At 74.9% G+C, this 23223-nt stretch carries 18 protein-coding genes; 5 read left to right on the top strand and 13 right to left on the bottom strand.

The window, feature by feature from the left end; genetic code table 11:
• The 5 genes from ACIRST_RS27455 to ACIRST_RS27435 all read right to left on the bottom strand — a co-directional run.
• The coding region (locus ACIRST_RS27455) for a condensation domain-containing protein (protein ID WP_402805064.1) at window positions 1-1626 on the bottom strand (1626 nt) is incomplete at its 3' end.
• 94 nt (window positions 1627-1720) lie between these two features.
• Window positions 1721-1993 (bottom strand): acyl carrier protein, encoded by a 273-nt coding sequence (locus ACIRST_RS27450; RefSeq protein ID WP_402805062.1) that lies wholly within the window; start codon window positions 1991-1993, stop codon window positions 1721-1723.
• A gap of 67 nt (window positions 1994-2060) precedes the next feature.
• Entirely contained in the window at window positions 2061-2954 is an 894-nt protein-coding gene (locus ACIRST_RS27445) for a hypothetical protein (protein ID WP_402805060.1), read from the bottom strand.
• Window positions 2951-4873 carry an acyl-CoA dehydrogenase family protein gene (locus ACIRST_RS27440; protein WP_402805058.1) on the bottom strand — a complete coding sequence of 641 codons (1923 nt, stop codon included), beginning with the start codon at window positions 4871-4873 and terminating at the stop codon, window positions 2951-2953. The genes ACIRST_RS27445 and ACIRST_RS27440 overlap by 4 nt, the downstream gene beginning before the upstream one ends.
• Complete coding sequence (locus ACIRST_RS27435) at window positions 4870-6648, bottom strand: fatty acyl-AMP ligase (protein ID WP_402805056.1); 1779 nt, start codon at window positions 6646-6648, stop codon at window positions 4870-4872. The genes ACIRST_RS27440 and ACIRST_RS27435 overlap by 4 nt, the downstream gene beginning before the upstream one ends.
• 435 nt (window positions 6649-7083) lie before the next feature.
• Between ACIRST_RS27435 and ACIRST_RS27430 the strand changes: the two genes are divergently transcribed.
• The 4 genes from ACIRST_RS27430 to ACIRST_RS27415 all read left to right on the top strand — a co-directional run bounded on the left by ACIRST_RS27430 (window position 7084) and on the right by ACIRST_RS27415 (window position 10591).
• Complete coding sequence (locus ACIRST_RS27430) at window positions 7084-7488, top strand: cobalamin-dependent protein (protein WP_350526560.1); 405 nt, start codon at window positions 7084-7086, stop codon at window positions 7486-7488.
• Window positions 7485-8741: a methylaspartate mutase gene (locus ACIRST_RS27425; protein WP_402805054.1), complete on the top strand. Its 1257-nt coding sequence runs from the start codon at window positions 7485-7487 to the stop codon at window positions 8739-8741. Before ACIRST_RS27430 ends, ACIRST_RS27425 begins: the two co-directional genes overlap by 4 nt.
• Window positions 8738-9565 (top strand): ABC transporter permease, encoded by an 828-nt coding sequence (locus ACIRST_RS27420; protein WP_350526558.1) that lies wholly within the window; start codon window positions 8738-8740, stop codon window positions 9563-9565. The genes ACIRST_RS27425 and ACIRST_RS27420 overlap by 4 nt, the downstream gene beginning before the upstream one ends.
• 78 nt (window positions 9566-9643) lie before the next feature.
• The gene (locus tag ACIRST_RS27415; protein ID WP_402805052.1) at window positions 9644-10591 is read left to right on the top strand and encodes a TauD/TfdA family dioxygenase; all 948 of its coding nucleotides are present in this window, start codon (window positions 9644-9646) and stop codon (window positions 10589-10591) included.
• 84 nt (window positions 10592-10675) lie between these two features.
• Here the strand turns inward: ACIRST_RS27415 and ACIRST_RS27410 are convergent, their stop codons facing one another.
• The 8 genes from ACIRST_RS27410 to ACIRST_RS27375 form a co-directional block, all read right to left on the bottom strand.
• Complete coding sequence (locus ACIRST_RS27410) at window positions 10676-11641, bottom strand: kinase (RefSeq protein WP_402805050.1); 966 nt, start codon at window positions 11639-11641, stop codon at window positions 10676-10678.
• On the bottom strand, window positions 11638-14973 hold the full coding sequence (locus ACIRST_RS27405; protein WP_402805048.1) for an amino acid adenylation domain-containing protein: 3336 nt from the start codon (window positions 14971-14973) through the stop codon (window positions 11638-11640). Before ACIRST_RS27405 ends, ACIRST_RS27410 begins: the two co-directional genes overlap by 4 nt.
• A complete protein-coding gene (locus ACIRST_RS27400; RefSeq protein ID WP_402805046.1) occupies window positions 14970-16271 on the bottom strand; it encodes an ATP-grasp domain-containing protein in 1302 nt (433 codons plus the stop codon). Before ACIRST_RS27400 ends, ACIRST_RS27405 begins: the two co-directional genes overlap by 4 nt.
• Entirely contained in the window at window positions 16268-17809 is a 1542-nt protein-coding gene (gene argH, locus ACIRST_RS27395) for an argininosuccinate lyase (protein ID WP_402805044.1), read from the bottom strand. Before argH ends, ACIRST_RS27400 begins: the two co-directional genes overlap by 4 nt.
• Window positions 17806-18876 carry a cysteine synthase family protein gene (locus tag ACIRST_RS27390; RefSeq protein ID WP_402805042.1) on the bottom strand — a complete coding sequence of 357 codons (1071 nt, stop codon included), beginning with the start codon at window positions 18874-18876 and terminating at the stop codon, window positions 17806-17808. The genes argH and ACIRST_RS27390 overlap by 4 nt, the downstream gene beginning before the upstream one ends.
• A gap of 158 nt (window positions 18877-19034) precedes the next feature.
• Complete coding sequence (locus tag ACIRST_RS27385; RefSeq protein ID WP_350526551.1) at window positions 19035-20018, bottom strand: ATP-binding cassette domain-containing protein; 984 nt, start codon at window positions 20016-20018, stop codon at window positions 19035-19037.
• Window positions 20019-20124: 106 nt separating this feature from the next.
• Window positions 20125-20859, bottom strand: coding sequence for a LuxR family transcriptional regulator (locus ACIRST_RS27380; RefSeq protein ID WP_350526550.1), 735 nt, complete (start codon window positions 20857-20859; stop codon window positions 20125-20127).
• Between the two features lie 428 nt (window positions 20860-21287).
• Window positions 21288-22001, bottom strand: coding sequence for a sugar phosphate nucleotidyltransferase (locus ACIRST_RS27375; RefSeq protein WP_350526549.1), 714 nt, complete (start codon window positions 21999-22001; stop codon window positions 21288-21290).
• 112 nt (window positions 22002-22113) lie between these two features.
• Here ACIRST_RS27375 and ACIRST_RS27370 point away from each other — a divergent pair, with 112 nt between their 5' ends.
• Complete coding sequence (locus ACIRST_RS27370) at window positions 22114-23088, top strand: hypothetical protein (protein WP_402805070.1); 975 nt, start codon at window positions 22114-22116, stop codon at window positions 23086-23088.
• Window positions 23089-23223: the final 135 nt, after the last annotated feature.

Here is a 23223-nt window from a genome sequence, read left to right as displayed (position 1 = left end):
CGCCTTCACCACACCCAACAGCGCCACCACCAACTCCACCGACCGCGGCAGCACCACCCCCACGAACGACTCCGCACCAACCCCCCGCCCGATCAGCCACCGAGCCACCCGGTTCGACCACGCATCCAACTCCCGATACGTCAACGACCGCCCACCAGCAACCACCGCCACCGCGTCCGGCGTCCGCTCCACCTGCTCACCGAACAACACCGGCAACGACACATCACGAACAACCCGCGACTCACCGTTCCACCCCACCAACACCCGCTCACGCTCACCCGCCACGAACACATCCACCCGGTCCACGAGGACCGACGGGTCGGCGACGACCTGCTCCAGCACCCGGACCAGCCGGTCCTGGTGGGCGGTCAGTTCGTCCTCCCGGTAGAGGGCCGGGTCCGCGTCGAACTCCAGGCGGATCCCGCCGCGCGACGTCGCGCTGCCGTAGAAGTTGACCTTCAGGTCGTTCACCGGCCCGGTGGACAGCGGGTGGACCGTGGCGGGGCTGTCACCGAAGACCGGCTCGCCGGCGAAGGCCATCACGTTGACCGTCGGGCCGAGCCGGGCCTGGCGGCCGCCGGACAGGCCCAGTTCCCGGACGAGGTCCTCACCGCGGAACCGCTGGTGGCGGATCACGTCCGCCAGCGAGCGGGCGACGTCGGCGGTCAGGTCGGCGAAGGTGCGGTCCGGCTCGGGGGTCAGCCGGATGGGCAGGACGTTGACCATCGCGCTCGGCGTGGTCAGCCCGGTGCGGCCGGTGCGGCCCGCGAGGGGGAGCGCGAAGGTGAAGTCCGTCCGGCCCGTCATCCGCTGGTAGAGGACCGCGGTGGCGGCGATCGCCAGTGCGGGCCACGGCACGCCCGACCGCTCGGCGAGGGCGGCGAGCCGGGCCACCAGGTCCGGGTCCAGGGTCCGGACGCGGCGCAGGCTGCTGTGGGTGCTGCCGGCCGAACGGTCGGCGAGGGTGATCGGGTCCGGCACCTCCGTGAAGCGGTCCAGCCAGTACGCGCGGTCCTGCCGCCGCCGGCGCGAGTCCGGGTAGGAGGCCTCGTCGGCGACCACCCGGTCCAGCGTCGCGAAGGGGGACGCCGGGGGCTCCTGCCCGGCCAGCAGGGCGGTGTAGAGGGCCGCGACGCGGTCCGTGTAGACCGACTGGCCGAAGCCGTCGAGCACCGCGTGGTGGTAGCGGTGCACGTAGAACGAGCGGTCGTCGGCGAGCCTGAGCAGGGTCTGGACGCTGAGCGGGCCGCGGGCGAGGTCGAACGGCCGGGCCATCTCCCCCGCCATCCAGCGGTGCGCCTCGGCCTCCGGGTCCGGGGTGTCCCGCAGGTCGACCACGCGCAGCGGCCGCTCCTCGGCGTGCGTGACCAGCTGGTGGAGCCGCGGTTCGCCGTCCGGCTCGTGGTCCGGGCCGGTGTCCTCGACGAAGTGGGACCGCAGGGCCTCCGTCTCCTCGACGCCCCGGCGCACGGCCTGCGCGAGCACGTCGACGTCGACCGGACCGTCGATCTCGTAGTAGCCGCCGCAGTTGTAGAGGGGGCTGTCCGGCTGCAGTTGCTGGGCGACCCGGATGCCCAGCTGGGCGGCGGTGACGGGTCGACGGAGCGTACGGGCGTCGTCGGACATGGACGAGCGGTCCTCTCGGATCTGCGGGGTTGCGGACTGCGGGCGTGGCGGGGACGCGTGGGGCGGGACGGGAGCCGGCGTGGGCGTCGGAGGGTCAGGCCTCCCGGGCCAGTTCCTCGACGAGGGCCGCGCTGAGGGCGTCGATGGTGGGGTTGTCCCACATGACGGTCGGGTCGAGGGAGATGTCGAGGTGGTCCTCCAGCTCGGCGGCGACCGAGAGGACGTAGAGCGAGTCGAGGCCGTAGTCGGAGAGCCTCGCGGCGGGGTCGACGGTGTCCGCGGGCCGCTCCAGGTGGGCGGCCACGCAGTCGACCAGCCAGGTGCGCAGGCTCTCGACGGTGTGGGTGTCGGTACCGGTGTCGGTCATCGGACTCTCCTCGGTGGCAGTGGTCGGGGGACGGTGGGGACGGTGCGTCGGGTGCCGTCAGGGCGGGTCAGGGCCGGTCGGGAAGGGCTCGCCGGGCCAGGTCGAAGGACCGGCCGCCCTCGTAGCGGTCCACGAGCTCCGCGTACAGCTGCTCGTGCACCGGGCCGGCCGGCTGCGCGGCCCGTCGGACCCGGCCGGTCAGCCCGCGCCCCGGGGCCGCGGCGAGCAGCCGCGGGTCGCAGAGGGCGGCGACCGCGGGGTCGGCGAGCAGCTCGGTGAGCGGGACCGGGGCCGCGTCGGCCTCCGGCGTCCGCCGGCCCGCCTCGAACAGGGCCCGCTGGGTCTCGGACAGCAGCAGCTGGAACGCGGCGTGCTCGCCCACGCGGATGTAGAAGCGCGACCCCATCACCACCGAGAGGCGGTCCAGCGCGCCCTGGAGGATGCGCGGTCCGAGCACCACCAGGGCGTGCGCGGGGGTGCCGTGCTGCGCGGGCCCGGCCGCCGCCTCGCGCACGGCGAGCGTGGCCAGCACGTCGCAGAGCAGGAGGTCGGCGAAGGCGCCGGAGAGCAGCGAGCGCAGGGACGGCAGGTCGATCGCCGCGGCCCCGTAGAGCCGGCGGGCCCGCAGGTGCCGCAGGGTGATCCGCAGGGCGGAGTCGAGGGCGCCGACGCCGGCACCGACGGCGAGGGCCTCGGCGAGGCCCCCGGTCCCAGCCCCGGCCCCGGCGGCCGTCGCGGGCGGCAGCGCGGCCAGGGCGGGCGACCGGCGGTGGACGGCCCGCAGCGCGTGCAGCACCGGCTCGGGGTCGCCGTCCGGGACCTCCCAGGCGTCCCCGTCCGGGCGCCGGCCGGCCTCCGCGGCAGCGACGACGGCCTGGAAGCCGTACGGGTTCGCCGGGTCGAAGGGATCGCCGAGGCGCTGTTCCAGGGCGTCCGCGAGGGCTGCGGTGGTGGTGTTCACGAGGCCTCCGCCTTCCGGGGTCCGACGGGCGCCCGGTGGTCCGGGGCGTCCGGGTGGCGAGGGGCGTCCGGGTGGCCGGGGGCGTTCCGGGTGCCGGGCCGCTCCAGCAGGGAGAGGAAGGTGCCGGGCGGGCAGGCGAGCAGGTCGTCGGCGAGGTGGTCCAGCACCTCGGCCTCGGCGTCCTCGACGGGTTCGCCGAGGTCGGTCAGCGCCGTGACGAGGCAGCCGCGCAGCCAGGTGTCCGGCACCGCTCCGACGCCGCTCCCGCTCCCGGTCCCGGTCCCGCGCAGCCAGAGGTGCAGGGCGCTCGCCGCCGCGAAGCACAGTTCGTAGCGCTCGGCGAGGTCGAAGGCCTCGGCCGGGACGGCCCGGGGGGCGAACCGGACCGCCGCCATCGCCTCGTGGAGGCTGTCGGTGGCGTCGAGGAGCCGCTCGGCGAGCGCGAGCACCGAGCGCAGCCCGTCGGACGTGCCGGACGCCGACGACGTGTCGGACGGGGCGGTCGTCGCCCCCGCCGGCTCCGCCGCGACCCGCTCGCGCAGTTCCGCGACGGCCCCCGGCAGTCCGGCCACGACGGAGCAGCCGCCGGTGGACAGCAGGCTGAGCGAGGCCGGCCGGAAGGGCCTCGGCGCGGTGTGCGGGTCGGTGGCCTCGGCGAGGCCGTCCGCGTCCACGCGGCCCTTGCGGTAGCCGCGGGCGATGCGCACGAACTGCTCGATCAGCGCGTTGCGGTTGACGAGACTGCTGCCGTCGAAGATCCCGATGATGCGGTGGTCCCGCTCCGCCTTGGCGAACAGGGCGTGCGGGTCTCCGGCGCCGAGCAGCCCGTGCGGGCCGAGGAGGTGCAGCAGCCGGGCGATCACCGCGTCGGTCCGGGCCGGGACGTGGGCCTTGGCGACGGCGGAGATCACGCTCATCTCGCCGGTGAGGGAGTGCAGGGAGCGCACCGCGACCAGGCCGGTGGCCTCGGCGAGGAGCAGACCGGCGGCGGCCTCGCCCAGTTCGCGCCGGACGTGCGGCTGCCGCGCGAGCGCCGCGTCCTGCTCCCCGGGGGCGAGCGGGGCGCCGCCGGGCCGGTGCGCGGCGGCGAAGTCCGCGGCCAGGCGCAGGGCGTGGTCCCCCGCGCCGAGCGACATGGCGGCGCAGCAGGTCCGGGTGATGTGCAGGGCCTTGACGATGATCTCGACGCCCTGGCCGGGCGCGCCGATCAGCGCGTCGGCGGGCAGCAGGGCCCGGTGGAAGGCGATTCCGCTGATGTCGGCGCCGCGGATGCCGTAGGTGGGCACCTTGGGCAGGGCGGTGTGCGCGCCGGGTGCCAGCCGGGCCTTGTCGACCAGGAAGAGGCTGAAGCCGCGCGGGCCGCCCGCGTCGTCGGTGCGGGCGAGCACGGTCACCAGGCCGGCCCGGGTGACGTTGTTGATCAGCCACTTCTCGCCGTCCAGCAGCCAGCCGCCGTCGGGCGCGGGGCGCGCGACGACCTCGCCGGCGAGCAGGTCGCTGCCGTGGTGGCGTTCGGTCAGCGCGCAGGAGACCACCTCGGCGGCGGTGATCCGCCGGCCGAGCCGCCGGGCAGGTCCGGCGTCGTCGGCGATCCAGGTGGGCACGGCGCCGAGGTAGGTCTTGCCGTGGGCGGCGGCGACGGTGAGGTCGATCCGTGAGACGGCGCGCAGCAGCCGCATCACGACGGCGAAGTCGTCGAGGGCGCCGCCGTGTTCGGCGGGCACGTAGTAGCGGGGCAGGCCGGCCTCGTCGAGGGCCCGGCAGGCGTCGGCGGGGAAGGCGTCGGCCTCGTCCAGGGCGGCCAGCCCGGCCGTGTCGAAGGGCTGTCCGGGGCCGGCGAGTTCGTGCAGCAGCCGGGTGAGCCGCGCCACCGGGTCGGTGTCGGCGGGGCTCTGGGCGGGGGGCGCCGCGGCGGTCATGCGCCGGCCTTCCCGGCGGCGGTGACCGGGCGGAGGAGGTTCTCCTGGTAGTCCGCGTAGGTGGGTTCGAGGGCGCCGGCCCGGAACAGCTCGCGCATCGCGGAGCGCTGGACCTTGCCGCTGGTGGTGCGGCGCACCCCGCCGGGGCGCAGCAGCAGGACGGCCCCGACGGGCGCGCCGAACTCGCGGGCGACGGTCAGCCGCATCTCGGCGGCGAGCCGGCGCAGCAGCTCCTCCTCCTTGATGCCGCGCACCTCGTGGGTGACGACGAGGACGTCCTCGCGCTGCGGGCCGTCGCCGGGAACGGCGAAGCAGGCGCCGACGAGGCTGCCCAGTTCGGGCTGCTGGACGCGGAGTTCCTGCTCGATGTCCTGCGGGTAGAGGTTGCGGCCGCGCAGGTTGAGCACGTCCTTGAGCCGGCCGGTGACGTACAGCTCGCCGTCGTACAGGGTGCCGAGGTCGCCGGTGCGCAGGTAGCCGGTGTCGCCGTCGTCGGTGGTCGCGCGGAACTCGGCGGCGTTGGTGGCCTCGCGGTTCCAGTAGCCGTGGCCGATGACGGGGCCGCGGAGCCAGATCTCGCCGACGCCGCCCTCGGGCAGGACCCGGTGGGTGCCGGGGTCGACGATCCGGATCTCGGCGCCGGTGACGGGCCCGCAGCCGGCCACGGCGCGGCCGGGCGCGCCGTCGGCCACCGGGCGGAACTCGTGGTTCTCCAGCAGGTCCGGGTCGATGTGGCGCACGACGGGGCGGCCGTCGAGCGCGCCGGAGACGAAGAGGGTGGCTTCGGCCATGCCGTAGCAGGGGCTCAGGGTGGTGGGCTGCAGCCCGTACGGGGCGAAGCGCTGCCGGAAGGCGTCCAGGACGGCGGGGCGGACCGGCTCGGAGCCGTCGACGGCGTACTTCCAGCGGGACAGGTCCAGGCCCTCGGCCTGGGTGTCGGTGATCCGCCGGACGCACAGCTCGTACGCGAAGTCGGGTGCGGCGCTGGTGTGGATCCCGAAGCGGTCGATCATGTGCAGCCAGAGGTGGGGCCGCTTGAGGAAGGTGGACGGGCTCATCAGGACGGTCCCGGCGCCGCGCAGCAGCGGCGGCAGGATGATGCCCATCAGCCCCATGTCGTGGAAGTGCGGGATCCAGCCGCCGAACGGGGTGTGCTCGTCGAGCCCGAACCGGTCGATGATGGTGGAGCTGTTCTGCAGCAGGTTGCCGTGGGTGATGACGACGCCCTTGGGGTCGCCGGTGGAGCCGGAGGTGTACTGCAGCACGGCGACGGTGTCGTGCGTGGCGGGCGGCATCGTCCAGCCGTCCGGGCCCGGTCCGGCGCCGTCGTCGGTGACCAGCAGGGCGAGGTCGTCGATCCCCTCCTCGGTGATCCAGTCCTCGACGTCGCCGCTGGTGGCGGTGTCGGTCAGGACCGCCACGGCCCCGGCGTCGGCGGCGATCCGCACGACGCGGTGGCGCTCGTGGCGGTAGCGGCCGGGCAGCGAGGCGGGGACGGCGACGGCGCCGGCGTAGAGGCAGCCGAGGAAGGCGGTCAGGAAGGCCGGCCCGGCGGGGTAGAGCAGCACGGCCCGCTCGCCCGGGACGATGCCGGCGGCGCGCAGCCGGACGGCGATCTCGCGGGCCTGCCGGTCCAGTTCCGCGTACGTCAGCCGGATCGCCCCGTCCTCCCGGAGCGGATCGCTCACGAATGTCAGCGCGTCCTTCTCCGGAATGTTCTCCGCATGCCCGACGAGCACTGCGGTGACACTGGGGGCGGTGACGATTTCCGCCATGTGGATGCCTGCCCTTCGCCTTCGCTCCTGGAATTCCTGCCGCGCCGGTCCGGCACCGCAGCTTCTTTCTAGCGACGCCCCGGCGGGCCGCGGAAGGCGGCTGACAGCAAACTGCAGGACGGGACGGGCAGGTGCCCGGCGACGGGGGTCTTTCCTGCACCGCGGGCCCCGTCGGGGGGCTCCGGCCCTCCGGTACCGGCCAGTCGGGACCCGGTCCGGGGGCTCTGACGGGCAGTAGAGTCGAGGCACCGTCAGCGCGCGGCCGTCAGCGCGAGGCCGCCTTTCCCGACCGCTGGCATCGGACTCCTCCCATTCCGCCGAGTGATCGGCGTACCGGTCCTGGCGCCGGAATACGCCGGTTCTCCCGAGACCGGAACTCCCATGAATTCGACACCTGGACCCATGAATTCCTCACCTGGTACCGAATCCCCTTCCGTGCTGCTGACCGGCACCTCATCCGACGCCCACACCTGGAATCTCGTCTACCTCCAGCTCGTCCTGGAGGAAATCGGCCACACCGTGGCGAACCTGGGCCCGTGCCCGCCGGACGACCTGGTGGTGCGCTCCTGCCTGGAGCTGCAGCCGGGGCTCGTGGTGGTCAGCAGCGTCAACGGCCACGGCTTCAACGACGGCCTGCGGCTGATCCGGGCGCTGCGGGCGCAGCCCGAACTGGCCTCGACCACCGTCGTCATCGGCGGCAAACTCGTCACCGACGGCCTGCGCAACGTCGGCATGATCCGCCGGCTCACGGCGGCCGGCTACGACCGGGTCTTCGACGACGGGGAACTGCCCGCGTTCCGCGCCCTGGCCGCCCGGACGCCGTACCGAGCCGTGTCGTGACCCCGCCGTCGTTCGGCGGCTTCGTGGCCCGCGCGCACGCGCGCGGCGAGCTCGTGGTGCAGCCGCGGATGGGGTTCAGCGATCCGCGGCTGATGCGCGAGGGGCTGGAGCGGACCAGGGCGGCCGAGGCCGTCACGGTCGGCACCCTGACCCTGGACAGCTACACCCGGGTCAACGACCTGGCGGCGGCCCGGCTGGCCGTCGCCGAGGGAGTCCCGCTCAACGGCTACCCGATCTGCACCCACGCCCCCGCCGTGTCGCGCACGGTGCTGGACGGCATCCACGGCACCGGGTTCCCCGTGCAGGTGCGGCACGGCTCGGCGCGGCCGGAGCACATCGTGGCCGCCCTGCTCGCCCTGGGGCTCGACGCCACCGAGGGCGGCCCGGTCTCGTACTGCCTGCCGTACAGCCGCACCCCGCTGAGCGAGGCGGTGGCCGCCTGGCGGACCGTCTGCGGCATGCTCGCCCGGGCGGGGACCGACGGCCGGGTGCCGCACCTGGAGAGCTTCGGCGGCTGCATGCTCGGGCAGTTGTGCCCGCCGTCGGTGCTGGTGGCGCTGAGCGTCCTGGAGGGCGTGTTCTTCGCCCGGCACGGCCTGCGCAGCGTCTCCCTGAGCTACGCCCAGCAGACCAGTCCGGAGCAGGACCGGGAGGCGGTGGCCGCCCTGGACGCGCTGGCCGGCGAGCTGCTGCCGGGCGTCGACCGGCACCTGGTCGTCTACGCCTACATGGGGGTGTACCCGGCCTCCCGGACCGGCGCGCTGCGGCTGCTGGAGGCCGCGGCGCGGCTGGCGGTCGAGTCGGGTGCGGCCCGGCTCATCGTCAAGACCGCCGCCGAGGCGCACCGCATCCCCACCATCGCCGACAACGTGGAGGCGCTGGAGACCGCCGCTCGGGCGGCGCGCACCGCCGTCCGGCCGGCGGCCGGGGCCGGGCCCGGCGTGGACTCCGAGGTGTACGCGGAGGCCCGCGCGCTGGTCCACACCGTGCTGGCGCTGCACGACGACGTCGGCGAGGCGCTGCTGCTGGCCTTCCGGCGCGGCCTGCTCGACATCCCGTTCTGCCTGCACCCCGACAACGCGGGGCGGACCAGGAGCTTCATCGACACCGACGGGCGGCTGCGCTGGTCGGACACCGGGCGGCTGCCGCTGGCCCGTACGGCCGTGGCCGGTGCCCGGAAGCTGACCTCCGCCGACCTGCTGACCGCGCTGACCCGGGTCCAGCGCACCTACGACCCAGGAGGCACCCGATGACCGCCACCACCCCGCTGCCGGAGCGCCCCGCCGCGACGCTCTGGCAGGGCAGCAGCGTGCCCGCGCAGCTGCTGATCCTCACCGGCCGCTCGATCCGGGCGCACCTGGCGCACCGCCGGGCGGTGGTCCTGAGCATGCTCCAGCCGGTGTTCATGCTGCTGCTGCTCAGTCAGGTCTTCGGCAGCATCGTCGACCGCGGCCACCTGCCGGCGCGGGTCGGCTACCTGGACTACCTGCTGCCGGCGCTCCTGGTGACCACCGGGATCGGCCCCGCGGTGGCCTCGGGCATCGGACTGGTCCGGGACATGGACAACGGCGCGGTGGCCCGGCTGCGGACGCTGCCGATCCACGCGCCGCTGCTGCTGATCGCCCGCAGCCTCGCCGATCTGCTGCGCACCGCCGTGCAGTTGGTGATCCTGCTGGTGGTCGCCGTCGTGGTGCTGGACGCCGATCCGGCCGGCGGTCCGCTCGGGCTGCTGGCCGCCCTGCTGCTGACCTGTGCGGTGGTGTGGGCGATGACCTGGATCTTCCTCGCCCTGGCCGCGTGGCTGCGCAACGCGGAGGCCATGCAGAGCGCGGGCTACCTGGTGACGTTCCCGCTGATGTTCGCGTCCAGCGCGTTCGTGCCGGCGGACCGGCTGCCGGGCTGGCTCCAGCTGCTGGCGAGGCTCAACCCGCTGTCGTACGCGATGGACGCGAGCCGGGCGCTCGCCCTCGACCTGCCGCTGGGCACCCGGGTGTGGGCCGCCCTGGGCACCAGCGTGCTCGTCGCGGTGGTCGGGTCGGCCGCCGCCGTCCGGGCGTTCCGCCGCCCGGTGGCCTGACCCCGCGACGACTCCCTCCCCTCGGACCGGACGTCCTCCCGTACGGACGTCCCCGGACCTCCACGAAACGGAGCACCCATGACCGAACTGCGATCACGGCCGCTGGTCCGCCTGGACGCGGCGCCCGACCCGGGCACCGACGCCGAGGCCTGGACGGCGCGCCACCGCGCGGAGATCCGCGGGCTGGCGGCCGAGCACGGCGCCGTCCTGGTCCGCGGACTGGACCTGGCGGGCCGGGACCGGGCCGCCGCCGTCGTGGCCGGCGTCCTCGGCGAGGGCCTGGTCGAACGCGAGGGGTTCGCCCCGCGCGACCCGTACCCGGCCCCCGGCGTGTACTCCTCCTCGCACTGGCCGGCCGACCAGCCCATGTGCATGCACCACGAGATGAGCTACGCGGCCCGGGCGCCGCGCCTGCTGGCCTTCGCCTGCGTCACCCCGCCGACGAGCGGCGGGGTGACGGCGCTCGCGGACGCCCGGCTGGTCCTGGAGGACCTGCCGGCCGGCCTGGTCGAGCGGTTCGAACGGCACGGCTGGCGGCTGACCCGGCACTACAACCCGTTCGTCGGCATCCGCTGGCAGGACGCGTTCGGCAGCACGGACCGCGCCGAGGTGGACCGCTACTGCGCGGCCGACGGCATCGAGACGCACTGGGACTCCGACGGGGCCCTGCGCACCGTGCAGACCCGGCCCGCGGTCATCGCCCACCCCGACACCGGCGAGCGCTGCTGGTTCAACCAGATCGCCTTCCTCAACGAGTGGACGATGGCCCCCGAGGTGCGGGAGTTCCTGGTCGCCGAGTTCGGCCCCGAGGGGCTGCCGTTCAACACCTTCCACGGCGACGGGACACCGCTGGACGCCGCCACGGTGGACTCGATCAACGAGGTCTACGAGCGCCACACGGTGCGCGAGCCCTGGCAGCGGGGCGACCTGCTGGTGGTCGACAACGTCCGTACGGCGCACAGCCGCGAGCCGTACCGGGGCGAGCGGGAGATCGTCGTCGGGCTGGGCGAGCCGTTCCGTCCCTGAGCCGCCACCACCGGCCGCACGAAAGGAGCGGGGCCGCACCCGGGTGTTCCGGGCGCGGCCCCGCTCCGTCGTGCGGGCCGGCGGTCAGTCGAAGCTCAGCGTGCGGTACACGGTGACGTTGCCGACCAGGTCCTGGCAGGCCTGGGCGGCCGCGGCGAGCTGCGCCGGGCAGTCCGGCGAGGCCGTGTCGAGCAGGATGCCGAGGGTGGTGCCGCTGTGGCCGACCACCACGCCCAGGCCGCCCACCTCGCGGCAGATGCCGATCATCCCCTCCAGCGACCACTTGTGGCGCAGCACCTGGTTCATCCGGGCGCTGGCGGTCGCGACCCGCCCGACCTCGGCGAGGTCCCGGCGGGCGACGGCCCCGGTGATCCGGTCCAGCAGCCGCACGTACTCCCGTTTGTCGGCCGCGGTGAACGGCTTGGGGATGGCGTTGAAGGAGACGGTGTCCACCGCGCCGCCCTCGTCGCCGCTGACCACCGCCATCGACGGCAGCGACCCCAGCCGGGCGCGCAGCCGCACGGTGCGGTGGTGGAAGGCCACGATCGAGGGGTAGAGCACGCCGTCGGTCGGTTCGATCCGGGCGAGGTAGGACTCGATGCGGCGCGGCGGCATGGCCTCGTCCAGGGCATTGGCCACGGCGCGGGCGGTGGCCACCAGGTCCGCCGAGGAGCTGGCCAGGCCCTTGCCCTCGGGCAGGGTGCTGTGGATCTTCAGCAGCCCGCCGGCCGGCCGCCCGGCGTCCTCCATGATCATCGCGGTGAGGCGCAGGGCCTTCTTCTTGTGCGGCGGCCAGACCCGGAGGACGTCGGAGTCCGGGTCCGGCTCGAACCTGGCCATCGCCCAGCGGGCGACCGGCAGGGTGACCAGGAAGTCCCCGTCCTCCTCGGGCAGGACGCCCTGGAGCAGCTCGCCGAAGGTGCCGAAGGCGGTGCTCACCCCGGTGCTCACCCCGGTTCCGGTCCCGCTGCCCGCCCCGGTGCCGATCCCGGCGCCCGGCCGGGCGGTGGCCGCCCGGCCGGGCGCCAGGGTGATGATCTCGGCCGTCACCTGGCCTCCTCCTCGTCCCACTGCCCGGTCCGCCGGCCGGCCCGCCGCACCACGTCGGCGGTCTCCCCCGGTCGGGTGCTGATGAAGTAGTGGCCGCCCCTGGCGAGTTCGCGCAGCTCGACCCGGTCGGAGACCGCCTTCCAGTCGCCGTGGGCGGCCTCGAAGCCGGCCGTGGAGGCGTCGTCCCGGGCGACCACGACGTCCACCGGCGCGTCCAGCCGGTAGCGCGCGCCGTCCTCCCGCAGCCGGATCAGCTGGCGGTTGGCGGTCAGGACGTCGTGCCGGTAGGCCCGGCCCACCACGTCGGCCCGCTCCGGCTTGAGCGCGTCCAGCTCCACGTAGGCGTTGTCGGCGCGCAGTTGGGCCAGCAGGGCCTGGTTGTCGGCGGCGGACACCTCGGCCATCTCGGCGCGCAGCTCCTCCGTCTCGGCCAGCAGGAGGGCGCCGACGAAGACCCGCTCGACCGGCCGGCCGGCCTCCTCCAGGAGGCGGGCCGTCTCCAGCGCCGCCGCCGCGCCCGCGCAGTGCCCCCAGATCAGGACCGGCGTGGTGATCCGCTCGATGATCTCGTCCCGGACCCGCCGCGCGAGCTCCGGGACGTCCGGCAGCTCCCCGTCCGTGCCCTCGCCGGCCGCGTCGGGGCCGCCGGGGAAGTCGTGCCCGGGGAGCTCCACCGCCTCGACGGCGAAGCCGTCCCGCTCCAGCTCCGCGGCCAGCGAACGGAAGTTGACGGCGTTGCCGCCCGCGTACGGGAAGCAGACCAGGGTGTGGTGCGGGGCGCGGGCGGCCGACAGCGGCTGCAGCAGGCCGGTGGCCGCCGGGGCGGTGTCGCCGCGGCCCCGGGCGTCCAGGGCGGCAGCCAGGTCGGCGAGGACGGGACGCCCGACGAGGTCCTTCAGGGACAGCGCGCGGTCCAGGTGGACCAGCAGCCGCACCGCGGCCAGCGACGTGCCACCGAGGTCGAAGAAGCTGTCGGCCCGTCCGATCCGCTCCAGCGGTACGCCGAGCACCTCGGCCCACAGCATGGCCAGGCGCTGCTCGGAGGGGGTGCTGGGGGCCGCGTAGGGGGCGCCGCCGTGGCCCAGGGTCCCGGCGATCCGGACCAGGCCCTTCTTGTCGATCTTGCCGTTCTCGGTCAGCGGCAGCCGCTCCACCTGGTGGAAGTAGGTGGGCACCATGTAGTCGGGCAGCAGGGTGGCCAGGAAGTCGCGGACGCGCTCGGCCGGCAGGTCCTCCTCGCCCGCGAAGAACGCGACGAGGTTGCGCAGGTCGCCGGCGCCCCCGTCGATGACGACGGCGGCCTCCCGCACGCCGGGCATCGCCAGCAGCTTGTTCTCGATCTCGCCGATCTCGATCCGGAAGCCGCGGATCTTGACCTGCTCGTCCCGTCGGCCCAGGTACTCGATCCGCCCCTCGGGCAGCCAGCGGCCGAAGTCACCCGTCCGGTACATCCGGGTGTTGGGGCGGAACGGGTCGGGGACGAACGCCTGCCGGGTGCGCTCCTCGTCGTTGATGTAGCCGCGCCCGACGCACACGCCGGAGAAGGCGATCTCGCCGGGCGAGCCGAGCGGCACCAGGGCCAGGTTCTCGTCGAGCACGTACGTGTTGACGTTGCGCAGCGAGCGGCCGACCGTCACGAAGTCCCGGTCGGGCAGCCCCCGCAGCACCTCGTGCATGGTGTCGTCGGAGACCTCGGTGGCGCCGTAGGCGTTGACCAGGCTGATCCCCGGGTAGGCGGCGAACCAGCGCTGGACGAGCTCGTACTTGAGCGCCTCCCCGGTGACCGAGACGGTGCGCAGCCGGCCGAGCGGGCGCGGGTGCTGGGCCAGGTGGGTCAGCAGCACCTCCAGGTAGGACGGCACGATCTGGATCACCGTGACGCGCCCGTCGGCGATCTCGTCGAGGAAGCCCGCGACGTCGAGCTGGGTGTCGGTGTCCACGATCCGCACGGTGCCGCCGACCATCAGCGGGGCGGCGAACTGCCACAGGGAGATGTCGAAGCACTGCGAGGCGGTCTGGGTGACGACCTCGTCGGCACCGCCGGCCAGCCCCATGTCCTCGATCTTCATGAAGAGGTGGTTCAGCATGCCCGCGTGCTCGCACACCGCGCCCTTGGGGGCGCCCGTCGAGCCGGAGGTGAAGTAGATGTACGCCGCCTGCCCGGGCGTCACCGTGACCCCGGTCGGGGCCTCGGAGAGGTTGGGGCGGGTGCGGATCTCCGGCACCGACAGGGCCACGGGCGGCTGTGCGACGGCCGCGGACGCCTCCCGGGCCAGGGTCTCGCTGCCCGGCCCGGTCAGCACGAACCGGCACTCGCTGCGCTCGAACTGGGTCGCCACCCGGTCCACCGGGAAGTCGGGGCGGACGGGCAGGTAGACGCCGCCGGCCTTGAACACGCCGAGGGCGGCGGCGAGCCAGTCCAGGGTGCGGTCCATGACGACGGCGACCACGTCCTCGGCGGCGGCGCCCGCCCCGACCAGGGCGTGCGCGACCCGGTTGGCCCGCTCGTCCAGCTCCCGGTAGGTCCAGCGCTCCCCCGCGTGCTCGGCCGCGACGGCGTCGGGCACGGCCCGCACCCGCTCCTCGAAGAGGTCCACGAAGGTGCGATCGGGCAGCTCGGCGCGCGGCCCGGCCAGGCCGTAGAGCTGCTTCTCGACCTCGCGGTCCGAGAGCAGGCTCTGCCGGTCGTGCCGCTCGCCGGGGCCGGCCGCCAGGTTGGCCAGTGCCACCAGGTGGTAGCCGGCCAGGCGCTGGGCGTGGCCCGCGTCGAGCGCGGCGCGGTCGTACCGCAGGCGCAGCGTGAGGCCGGTCCCGTCGCGGTGCCAGGCCACGCCCAGCACGGCGCCGTCGGCGAGCGCGGCGGCCGGGGTGTCGGCCTGCCCGGGCGCGGTGCCGTCGGCGGCGGCCGGGGCGGGCGCGGTGCCGTCGGCGGCGAGGCCGGACAGGTCCAGGACCACCTCCGGGCGGCCCCCGGGCTCGGCCGCCGCGTCGGTCGCGGGCCCGGCCGGGGCGGCGGCCGTCCGCGCCACCAGCTCCGCCCAGGTGGAGTTCTCGACGGCCAGGCGCAGCGGCCGGACCGTTCCCGCGCCGCCCGGCGGCAGGTGGCCGACGAGCAGCGCGCGCTCGGCCGCCACGGTCGCGAGCACCCGGGCGTGGGCGGCGGTCAGCAGGGCGGGCAGATCGGCCCCCAGCTCGGCGGCCCGGCGTTCCAGGGTGCGGGTGAGGTCCTCGGCGATCCGGGTGTCGTGGACCGCGCCGCCCTCCTCCCGGGCGGTCGGCGCGGTCCACCGGGGAACCCTGGTGAACGCCTGGTTGTCCGCGTGCTCCGTCATCGGCCCCCGACTCCTCGTCCAAGCGTCGCCGGCTCCGCCAGCTCGATCCTGATCAGCCGCGCGGCGGTCACCGCGCGCTGTGCTGCCTCGTCCGCGTCCGTTCCGGTGGCGACCACGCAGGCCAGCCGGTCCTGGAACGAGTGCGTGATCCGTACCGTCCTGCCCTCGGCGGTGCCGGACGTCACCGCCACCACGCCGGGCGCCGCCGCCGCGTCCGGGAGTCCGCCGACCCGGGCGACCACGCCCTCGCGGTCGGCGGGCAGGAAGCGGATCGCCGCGTGTCCGGCGCCGCCGGCGGAGGGGCCGGCGGGCAGACCGGCCACCCGGGCGATCACCGCGTCCACCAGGTCGGTGCCGAGTGCGGCCCGCACGGCGACCGGGATCATCCCGCCGGCCAGCCGCGGGTTGACCTCGATCACCACCGGTCCGGCTTCGGTCAGCCGCAGTTCGGTGTGGGCCGCGCCCCAGCCGAGGCCGAGCGCGGCGAGGGCCCGCAGCGCGGTGTCGCCGAGGGCGGCGGCGGTCGCGTCGGGCACCGGCGCGGGCACGTCGTGCCCGGTCTCCACGAAGTACGGCTCGGCGCCGGTGTGCTTGGCGACGACGGTCACCACGGTGTCGTCGAAGGTCTCGACGGAGAACTCCGGCCCGTGCACGGCCGCCTCGACCAGGATCCGGGCCGCGACCGGCGCGCCGCGCTCGTCGGTGGCCCGGGCCAGCAGTTCCGCGGCCCAGGCCCGGACCTCGGCGCCGTCCCGGCAGAGCCGGACGCCGACCGAACCGGAGCCGCTGACCGGCTTGAGGACGACGGGGTGGCCGATCGCGTCGGCCGCCCGTACCGCCTCGGACACCTCGGTCACGGCGGCGAAGGCGGGCACCGCCACGCCGGCGGCCGCGAGCGCGGTCCGCTGGTGCTCCTTGTCGCGGCAGCGGGCGATGGCGTCGCCGTCGGCCGCGGGCAGCCCGAGCTTGCGGGCGGTGCGCGCGGCGGGCGCGACGAAGTACTCGGAACTGGACGCGATGCCCGCCAACCCGGCGGCGTCCTCGGCGAGTTCGGCGCAGCAGGCGAGGACGGCGTCCGGGTCCGCGGTGTCCAGCACCCGGGTGGGGATCCGGTCCTCGGCCGCGTAGGGGTACCGGTCCGGGTCCCGCGTCAGCAGGACCGGGCGCAGTCCCCTGGCTCGGGCCGCCGCGCAGAACTCGCGTCCGGTCCCTGTGGTGTTGCTCTCCAGGAGCGCGAACCACGGCCCGTCGGGCCGCCGTTCGTCCGCGCCGTCGTGCTGTCCTGCCGTCGCGCTCACGGCGCACTCTCCGTTCCGTCTCCGTCAGCGTTTGCGTCTGCGCCCGCGTCCGTGTCCGTGCCCGCTGCTGCGGCGCGGGTCGCGGGGACCGGCGGGCCGGTCAGTGCCGCCACCGCCTCCGCCAGCCGCAGCTCGCCCTGCGCGGTCCGGGCCCGCTGGGCGGCGAGCCGGTCGCAGTGCCCGGCCAGCCGCTCCCGCAGCACCCGCACCGTCCGGTCGCACTCGCCCGGGCCGCCGCCGCGGTCGTGGTCGTCCACCACCTCGCGCAGCGTGGGGAGTTCGGCCGAGTCGGCGCCCGTACCGTCGGGCAGGCGGATCGCCGCCAGTTCGGTGGCCCCGGCCTCGACGGCCTCCCGCACCGCCTCGCCGACGACGTGGTGCGCGGTGCGGAAGGGCACGCCCCGGGCCACCAGCCGGTTGGCGATCACGGTCGCGGTGACGAAGCCCTCCCGGGCCCGCTCCGCCATCCGCGGCGGGACGGGCCGGGCGCCGCTCACCAGGGCCTGGCCGAGCAGCACCGAGTCCAGGACGGCGGCGAGCGCGGGCCACCCCGCGGCGACCGCCTCGGTGCCGACCTCGATGGAGTTGGTGAAGGGCGTCGACTTCATCGCGGAGGCCGCCGCCGTCCAGGCGCCGACCGCCAGCCCGGCCTTGGCCTTGACGTGTTCCAGCAGGAAGGCGTTGCGCTTCTGCGGCATCGCGGAGCTGCCGCCGACCAGCCGCTCCGGGAACTCGACGAAGCCGAACTCCTGGGTGCTCCACAGCTGGAGGTCGGTGGCCAGCCGGCTGAGCGTCAGCGCGGCCGAGGCGGCCGCCGCGACCGCGCGCAGCATGGTGTCGCGGGCGGCCACGGCGTCGGTGGCGTGCAGCGGGCCGTCCGCGAAGCCCAGCAGCTCGGCGGTGCGGGCCGGGTCGATGGGCAGGTCGGTGCCGGCCACCGCCCCGGCGCCCAGCGGGCACCGGTCCAGCTGGTCGAGGACCTGCTGCAGGGATTCGACGTCCCGGTCGAGCGCGGTCGCGATCCCCGCCAGGTAGTAGCCGTAGCTGACCGGCATCGCGGGCTGGAAGTGGGTGTAGACCGGCATGACCACGCCGCGGTGGGCGCGGGCCCGGGCCAGCAGGACCGCCTGGAGCCGCAGCAACTCGCCGAGCAGCGCGGTCAGTTCGGCGCGCAGCCGCAACGCGGTGATGGTGGCCTTGATGTCGTTGCGGGAGCGGCCGGTGTGCAGCTTCCCGCCCACCTCCGAGCCGAGTTCGGCCACCAGGTGGCCCTCGTACATCAGGTAGAGGCCGCGCGGGGCCGGCAGGTCGTACAGCTCGCGGAAGCCGTCGGCGCGCAGCGCGGTGATCCGGCGCAGCAGCGCGGCCGCCGCGTCGCGCGGCAGCAGTCCGCTCTCGGTGAGCATCACGACGTGCGCCAGGTCCACGGTGCTGGTGGCGCCCAGTTCCCGGCGGATGTCCGCCGGCCCCGACTCGCCGTACACCACGCGCCGGGTCCGCGCGCCGAGGGTCCGGGTGAGGCGTCCGGTGACGGTCACGACAGGGCCCGCTCGGGCAGCGGGCGGTCGGTGCGGGCGACGGTCCCGGGCACCTCGTCGTAGGCGCGGCGGGCCCAGTCGAAGCGGCTCCAGCCCGGCCCGGCCTCGGCGGGGGAGGCGACGGTGACCGGCTCGACCGGCGGGGCGTCCAGGAGCAGGCCGTTGTCGGCGAGCCAGCTGTCGTCGTACACGGTCGCCTGGTAGCGGTACCCCTCGTCGGGCAGCATCACCACACACAGCCGGTCCGGGTGGCGGTCGGCCCACCACCGGGCGACGAGGTGGGCGGCGCCGCTCGTCGGGCCCTGGAAGAGCGCGTGCCGGGCGTGCAGGGCCCGGGTCTGGGCGTACGCCTCGGCCGCGTCGCACCAGTGGATCTCGTCGAAGACGCCGTGGTCGAGGTTGGCCGGCCACAGGCTGTTGCCGAGCCCGCGCAGGCCGCGCGGCCCGTCGGGCTGGCCGAAGAGCACGCTGCGGTGGCTGTCGACGCCGATCGCCAGGGTCTGCGGGGTGTGCTCGCGCAGGCCGCGGACGGTGCCGCACATCGAACCGCCGGAGCCGACCGGTCCGACGACGCAGTCGACGTCCCCGAGGGTGCGGTGCAGCATCTCGGCGACCACCCCGTACGAGCGGGGGTTGTCGGGGTTGCTGTACTGCTCGGGGCAGAAGGACTCGGGCAGTTCGGCGCGGATCCCGGCCAGGCGGCGCAGCCGGGCCTCCTGGTAGCCGCCGACGGGTGCCGGGTCCCGGCAGATCTCGACCCGGGCGCCGAGGTCGGTCAGCCTGCGGTACAGGTTGGGGTCGATCGCCGGGTCGCTGACCAGGATCAGCTCACGCTCCATCAGGGCGCACTGCATCGCCAGGGCGAGGCCGAAGGTGCCCGAGGTGGTCTCGACGACGGGGCCGTCGCCGAGTTCACCGCGCTGTTCGGCCCGCTGGAGGATGTAGTGGGCCGGCAGCAGCTTCATCAGGGTGAAGACGGCGCCGTACAGGTTGGGACCGAGCCGGACGAGGCGCGGGATCATCTGTGCTTCGGTGATCGAGTGGTACGGCGCGGTGGTCACCGTCATGGGAGCTCCCAGGGGATTCGGTGGGGACCGGCGTGCCCGGTCCGGCATCCCGGGGCGGGCCGACGAGGACAGGGGTTGGGTGTGCGAGCCGGTAGAGGATCCACAGGTTCACGGGTGCGGCCTCCCGGTCGGCGCGGCCCGCGGCCGGGAGCCGGCCATCAGGAGGGGACCGGGACGCCGGTCCGGGGGTCGGCCCGGTCGGGCAGCGGCGCGGCGCCTTCGGCCAGGGCCAGGTAGACGTCGTCGAGGGTCGGCTCGGTCAGCGAGATCCCGGTGATGCCCAGGTCGGCCTCGTCCAGGGCGCGGACGACCACGGCCAGTGCGGTGGACTCGCCGACGGGCACGACGACCGCGCCGTCCGCCTCGCCCGCGCGGGCCTCCAGACCGGCCCGGCGCAGCGCGTCGAGCGCGGCGGCCGCCCGGGCCGGTTCGGCGAGCTGCGCCCGGACGGTGCTGCCGCCCAGCCGGCCCTTGAGTTCGGCGACGGTGCCGTCGGCGATGGTCCGGCCCTGGCCGAGCACGATGACCCGGTCGGCCAGCTGCTCGGCCTCTTCGAGGTACTGGGTGGTCAGCAGCACGGTGGTGCCCTCGGCGACGCAGGCGCGCACCAGGTCCCACAGGCCGCCGCGGCTGACCGGGTCGAGCCCGGTGGTGGGCTCGTCGAGGAAGAGCACCTGCGGGTGGCCGACGAAGCTGCTGGCGAGGTCGAGGCGGCGGCGCATCCCGCCCGAGTACGTCCCCGCCGTCCGGTCCGCCGCGCCGGTGAGGCTGAAGGTGTCCAGCAGTTCGTCCGCCCGGGCCCGGGCCTCGGCCCGGCTCGCGCCGAGCAGCCGGGCGACGAGCACCAGGTTCTCCCGGCCGGACAGGCTCTCGTCCACGGCGGCGAACTGACCGGTCAGCCCGATCCGGCGGCGGACCTCACGGGCCTCCCGCACCACGTCGTACCCGGCGACCCTGGCCGTGCCCGAACTGGGGGGCAGGGCCGTGGACAGAATGCTGACGAGCGTGCTCTTGCCGGCTCCGTTGTGCCCGAGCAGGCAGAGCACCTGCCCTTTCGCTATCCCGAAACTGACTCCGCCGAGCGCCTGCGTGCTGCCGAAGGACCGGCTCACGTCTATCGCTTCGATCATCACGCTGTTCACCGGATGTCATTCCTCGCAGAGAGCGGGCGGGTACGGATCGGGGGGCACCAGAATTCGTACATTCCTCGGCCTTTCCGCGGCAAGGAGCGCTACAGCAAGCTGCCATTCATCCGGCGGCCCGGGTGGGGTGGTGTTCGGCGGTCGCCGGCGGCAGCAGGCCGAGTTCCATCGCGCGGGCGCCGGCCTGGAATCGCGAGTTCGCGCCGAGTTCGCGGGTGATCTCGGCGACGTTCCTCCGGTAGGTGCGCACGGACATGCCGAGTTCCCGGGCGGCGACCTCGTCGGTGCGTCCGGAGCTGAGTGCGAGCAGGATCCGCCGGGCCATGGCGCTGCGGGTGCGGTCGCTCAGCCGCCGGTGGTCGGCGAGCGGGGCGCTGCCGTTCCAGGACGTCATGAACAGGGTGCGCAGGTTGCGCAGGACGGCCGGGGCCCGCATCAGGACCGCCTCCCGGGACGGCCCGGCGGCGCGCGACCAGACGACGCTCACCAGGCCGTCGGCGAGCACCATGTCCTGCAACGCCGCGCCCACCAGGCGGACTTCGACGCCCGCGGCGTACTTGTCCAGCCGTTCGAGGAGCAGCCGGTTCTCCAGCAGGCCGACCCCGGCGAGCAGCCGGACGTCCACCCCGCGCGCCGCGGCCCGGCCCAGGCAGGAGACGAGCCGGGTGATCTCCTCGTCGTGGTGCCCCGAGAGCACCACGGCGAGCGAGCGGGTGGCCGAAGCGACCAGGTGCTCGGCGGTCTCCGTGCCCTCCTCCGGCCCCAGCGCGGTCAGCAGCCGTCCCTCGCTGCGGTGCCGGTCGACCGCGAACTCGACGAGCCGGCGGGCCTCCAGCAGCATGCTCTCGATTTCCCCGCTGGACGGTTTTCTCGCCGCCTGCTCGGACGGCGGAATCGGCCCGGCGGGCACGGTGATGACGGCGGACGGATCATTGACAGGCGTACTCGTCACATTTCCCCCTGATGCTTGACTCGCAACGTCCGTTCAGGAGGGCATGAGGCCCGGCCGGTCATGGCAAACGCAACGCGGCCGCCTTCGAGGCACGGCAACCGCCGAGAGCCCCCGTTCTCTCCATGGACTTCACCCTAGGAGCCGCTGTTCGAGCCGGTCAAACAGTTGCACGCCAAAGCAAATGCACCACCTCGCGGGCGCTTTCGGCGAATTCCGCGCGCCCGGCCGGCGCGAACGGGAACGCCGCGCCGCCCGTGGATCCGTCGGGCGGCGCGGCGTGCGGTTCGGGGAGGATTGCGGTCCGGGGACGGGCGGAGTCAGCGGCTGCCGAGCAGCAGGTCGCGGTGGGTGGTGAACTCGGTGTTCGCCCGGTCGTAGTCCTCGGGGCGGCCGATGTCCATCCAGTAGCCGTCGAACTCGTAGGTGGCCGGGCGGGTGTCGCGCTCCAGCAGGTCCAGGACGAGCTCGTCGAAGCCGAGCGGCAGACCGGGCGTGTAGCCCTCCAGCGTCGCGCGGCTCAGGCCGTACACGCCCATGGACACCTGGTAGGCCAGGCTCGGCTTCTCCCGGAAGCCGGTGATCCGGCCGTCGTCCGTGGTGAGCACGCCGAAGTCGATGTTCACCTGGCGGTTGTGGGTGGCGACGGTCAGCGGGGCGCCGGACGTCCGGTGCCGCTCCAGGACCGCCGCGTAGTCCAGCGAGGTGAGGATGTCGCCGTTCATCACCAGGAAGTGCTCGGGGAGCCGGTCCCGCATCATGACCAGCGGACCGAGGGTGCCCAGCGGGCTGTCCTCCACCGCGTACTCGACCTCCAGGCCCCACTGGGTGCCGTCGCCGACGTAGGCGCGGATGATGTGGCCGAGGTGTCCGATCGCGAGGGTGACCCGGGTGAAGCCGGCCGCCGAGAGCTGGCGCATCACGATCTCCAGGATCGCGTGCTGGTCGCCGATCGGGACCAGGGGCTTCGGCAGCGCGGTGGTGTAGGGCCGCAGCCGGACGCCCTTGCCGCCGGCCATGATGAAAGCGTGCATGATCGAGTCCCTTCCGCTGGGGTGGTGTGCTTCGTGCCGAGTGGTGGAGGTCAGCCGCGGGTGCCTAAGGTGAGCGGGAACGTGCTGTCAAGTTCCATGTGATGAGGTCGTGTTGTTCCCCTACATCGGCTCCGGCCCGTACTGCTTCTCCAACTCGCTCGCCATGGCGCTGGGTCCGGGCGCGCCCGGCACGCCGGTGCTGGAGGTGCTGACCGGGTCACCGTTCGGCTTCCAGCTGATCGACGGGGTGCTGCCGTTCTTCGATCCCTTCGGCTGGGACCCGGAGCAGGGCCTGGACGCGGCGATCGGCCTGCTCGGCTGGGAGTGCCGGCGCAGTGACGGCGACGACCCCGAGGAGGCCGAGGCGCGGCTGCGCGCGGCCGTCGCCGAGGGCCCGGCGCTGGCCGGTCCGCTGGACATGGGCCTGCTGCTCCAGCAGCCCGGCTCCGGCGAGGCGATCGGCGCCGACCACTACGTGCTGGTGGTGGCGGTCGACGGGGACACCGTGGTCTTCCACGACCCGCACGGCCACCCCTGGGCGACCCTGCCGGTGTCGGCCTTCCTGGCCGCCTGGCAGGCGGAGAAGATCGACTACGTGGAGCGGCCGTTCGTGCTGCGCACCGGCTTCACCCGGGTCCGGGAGACCACCGTGGCCGAGGCCCTGCGGGCCTCGCTGCCGCACGCCGTGGAGCTGCTGCGGGGCCGCAGCACCGGCGCCGCCGACATGCCGCCGGGTTCGCTCGGCACCGCGGCCGGCCTGGAGCGGCTGGCCGAGCAGGTGGCCGAGGGCCTGGACCCGGACATCCGCCAGGTGATGGAGAAGTTCTCGGTCCGGGCCGGTGCCCGCCGGCTGTCGGACGCCTCCACCGCCCTGGCGGGGATCGGCTTCCGCACCGCGGCCGAGGTGCTGGGCCGGCAGGCCCGGATCCTCGGCGGGCTCCAGTACCCGCTGGTCGTCCAGGACGACGCCGCCGTGATCGCGGGCCTGCGCGCGCTGGCGCCGACCTACGAGGAGCTGCGGGCCGCCCTGGTCGCCGAACTGGCCGAGCACGACGGCCGCCCCGCCGCCGCGGTCGCCGCGGGCTGAGCCGGCCGCCCGGCCCGGCGGGCCCGCCCCCCGCCCGGCCCCCCCCGCGCCGCCGGGGGCAGTGCGCCGGATCGCGCCGGCCCGCCAGGCGGCGCAGCTCGGGCACCGGGGGCACCCGTGCGCCCGCGGGCAGCT

It is taken from the genome of Kitasatospora sp. NPDC101447 (assembly GCF_044767225.1).
Classification (GTDB): Bacteria; Actinomycetota; Actinomycetes; order Streptomycetales; family Streptomycetaceae; genus Kitasatospora.
This window is presented reverse-complemented; position numbering and strand designations above follow the sequence as displayed.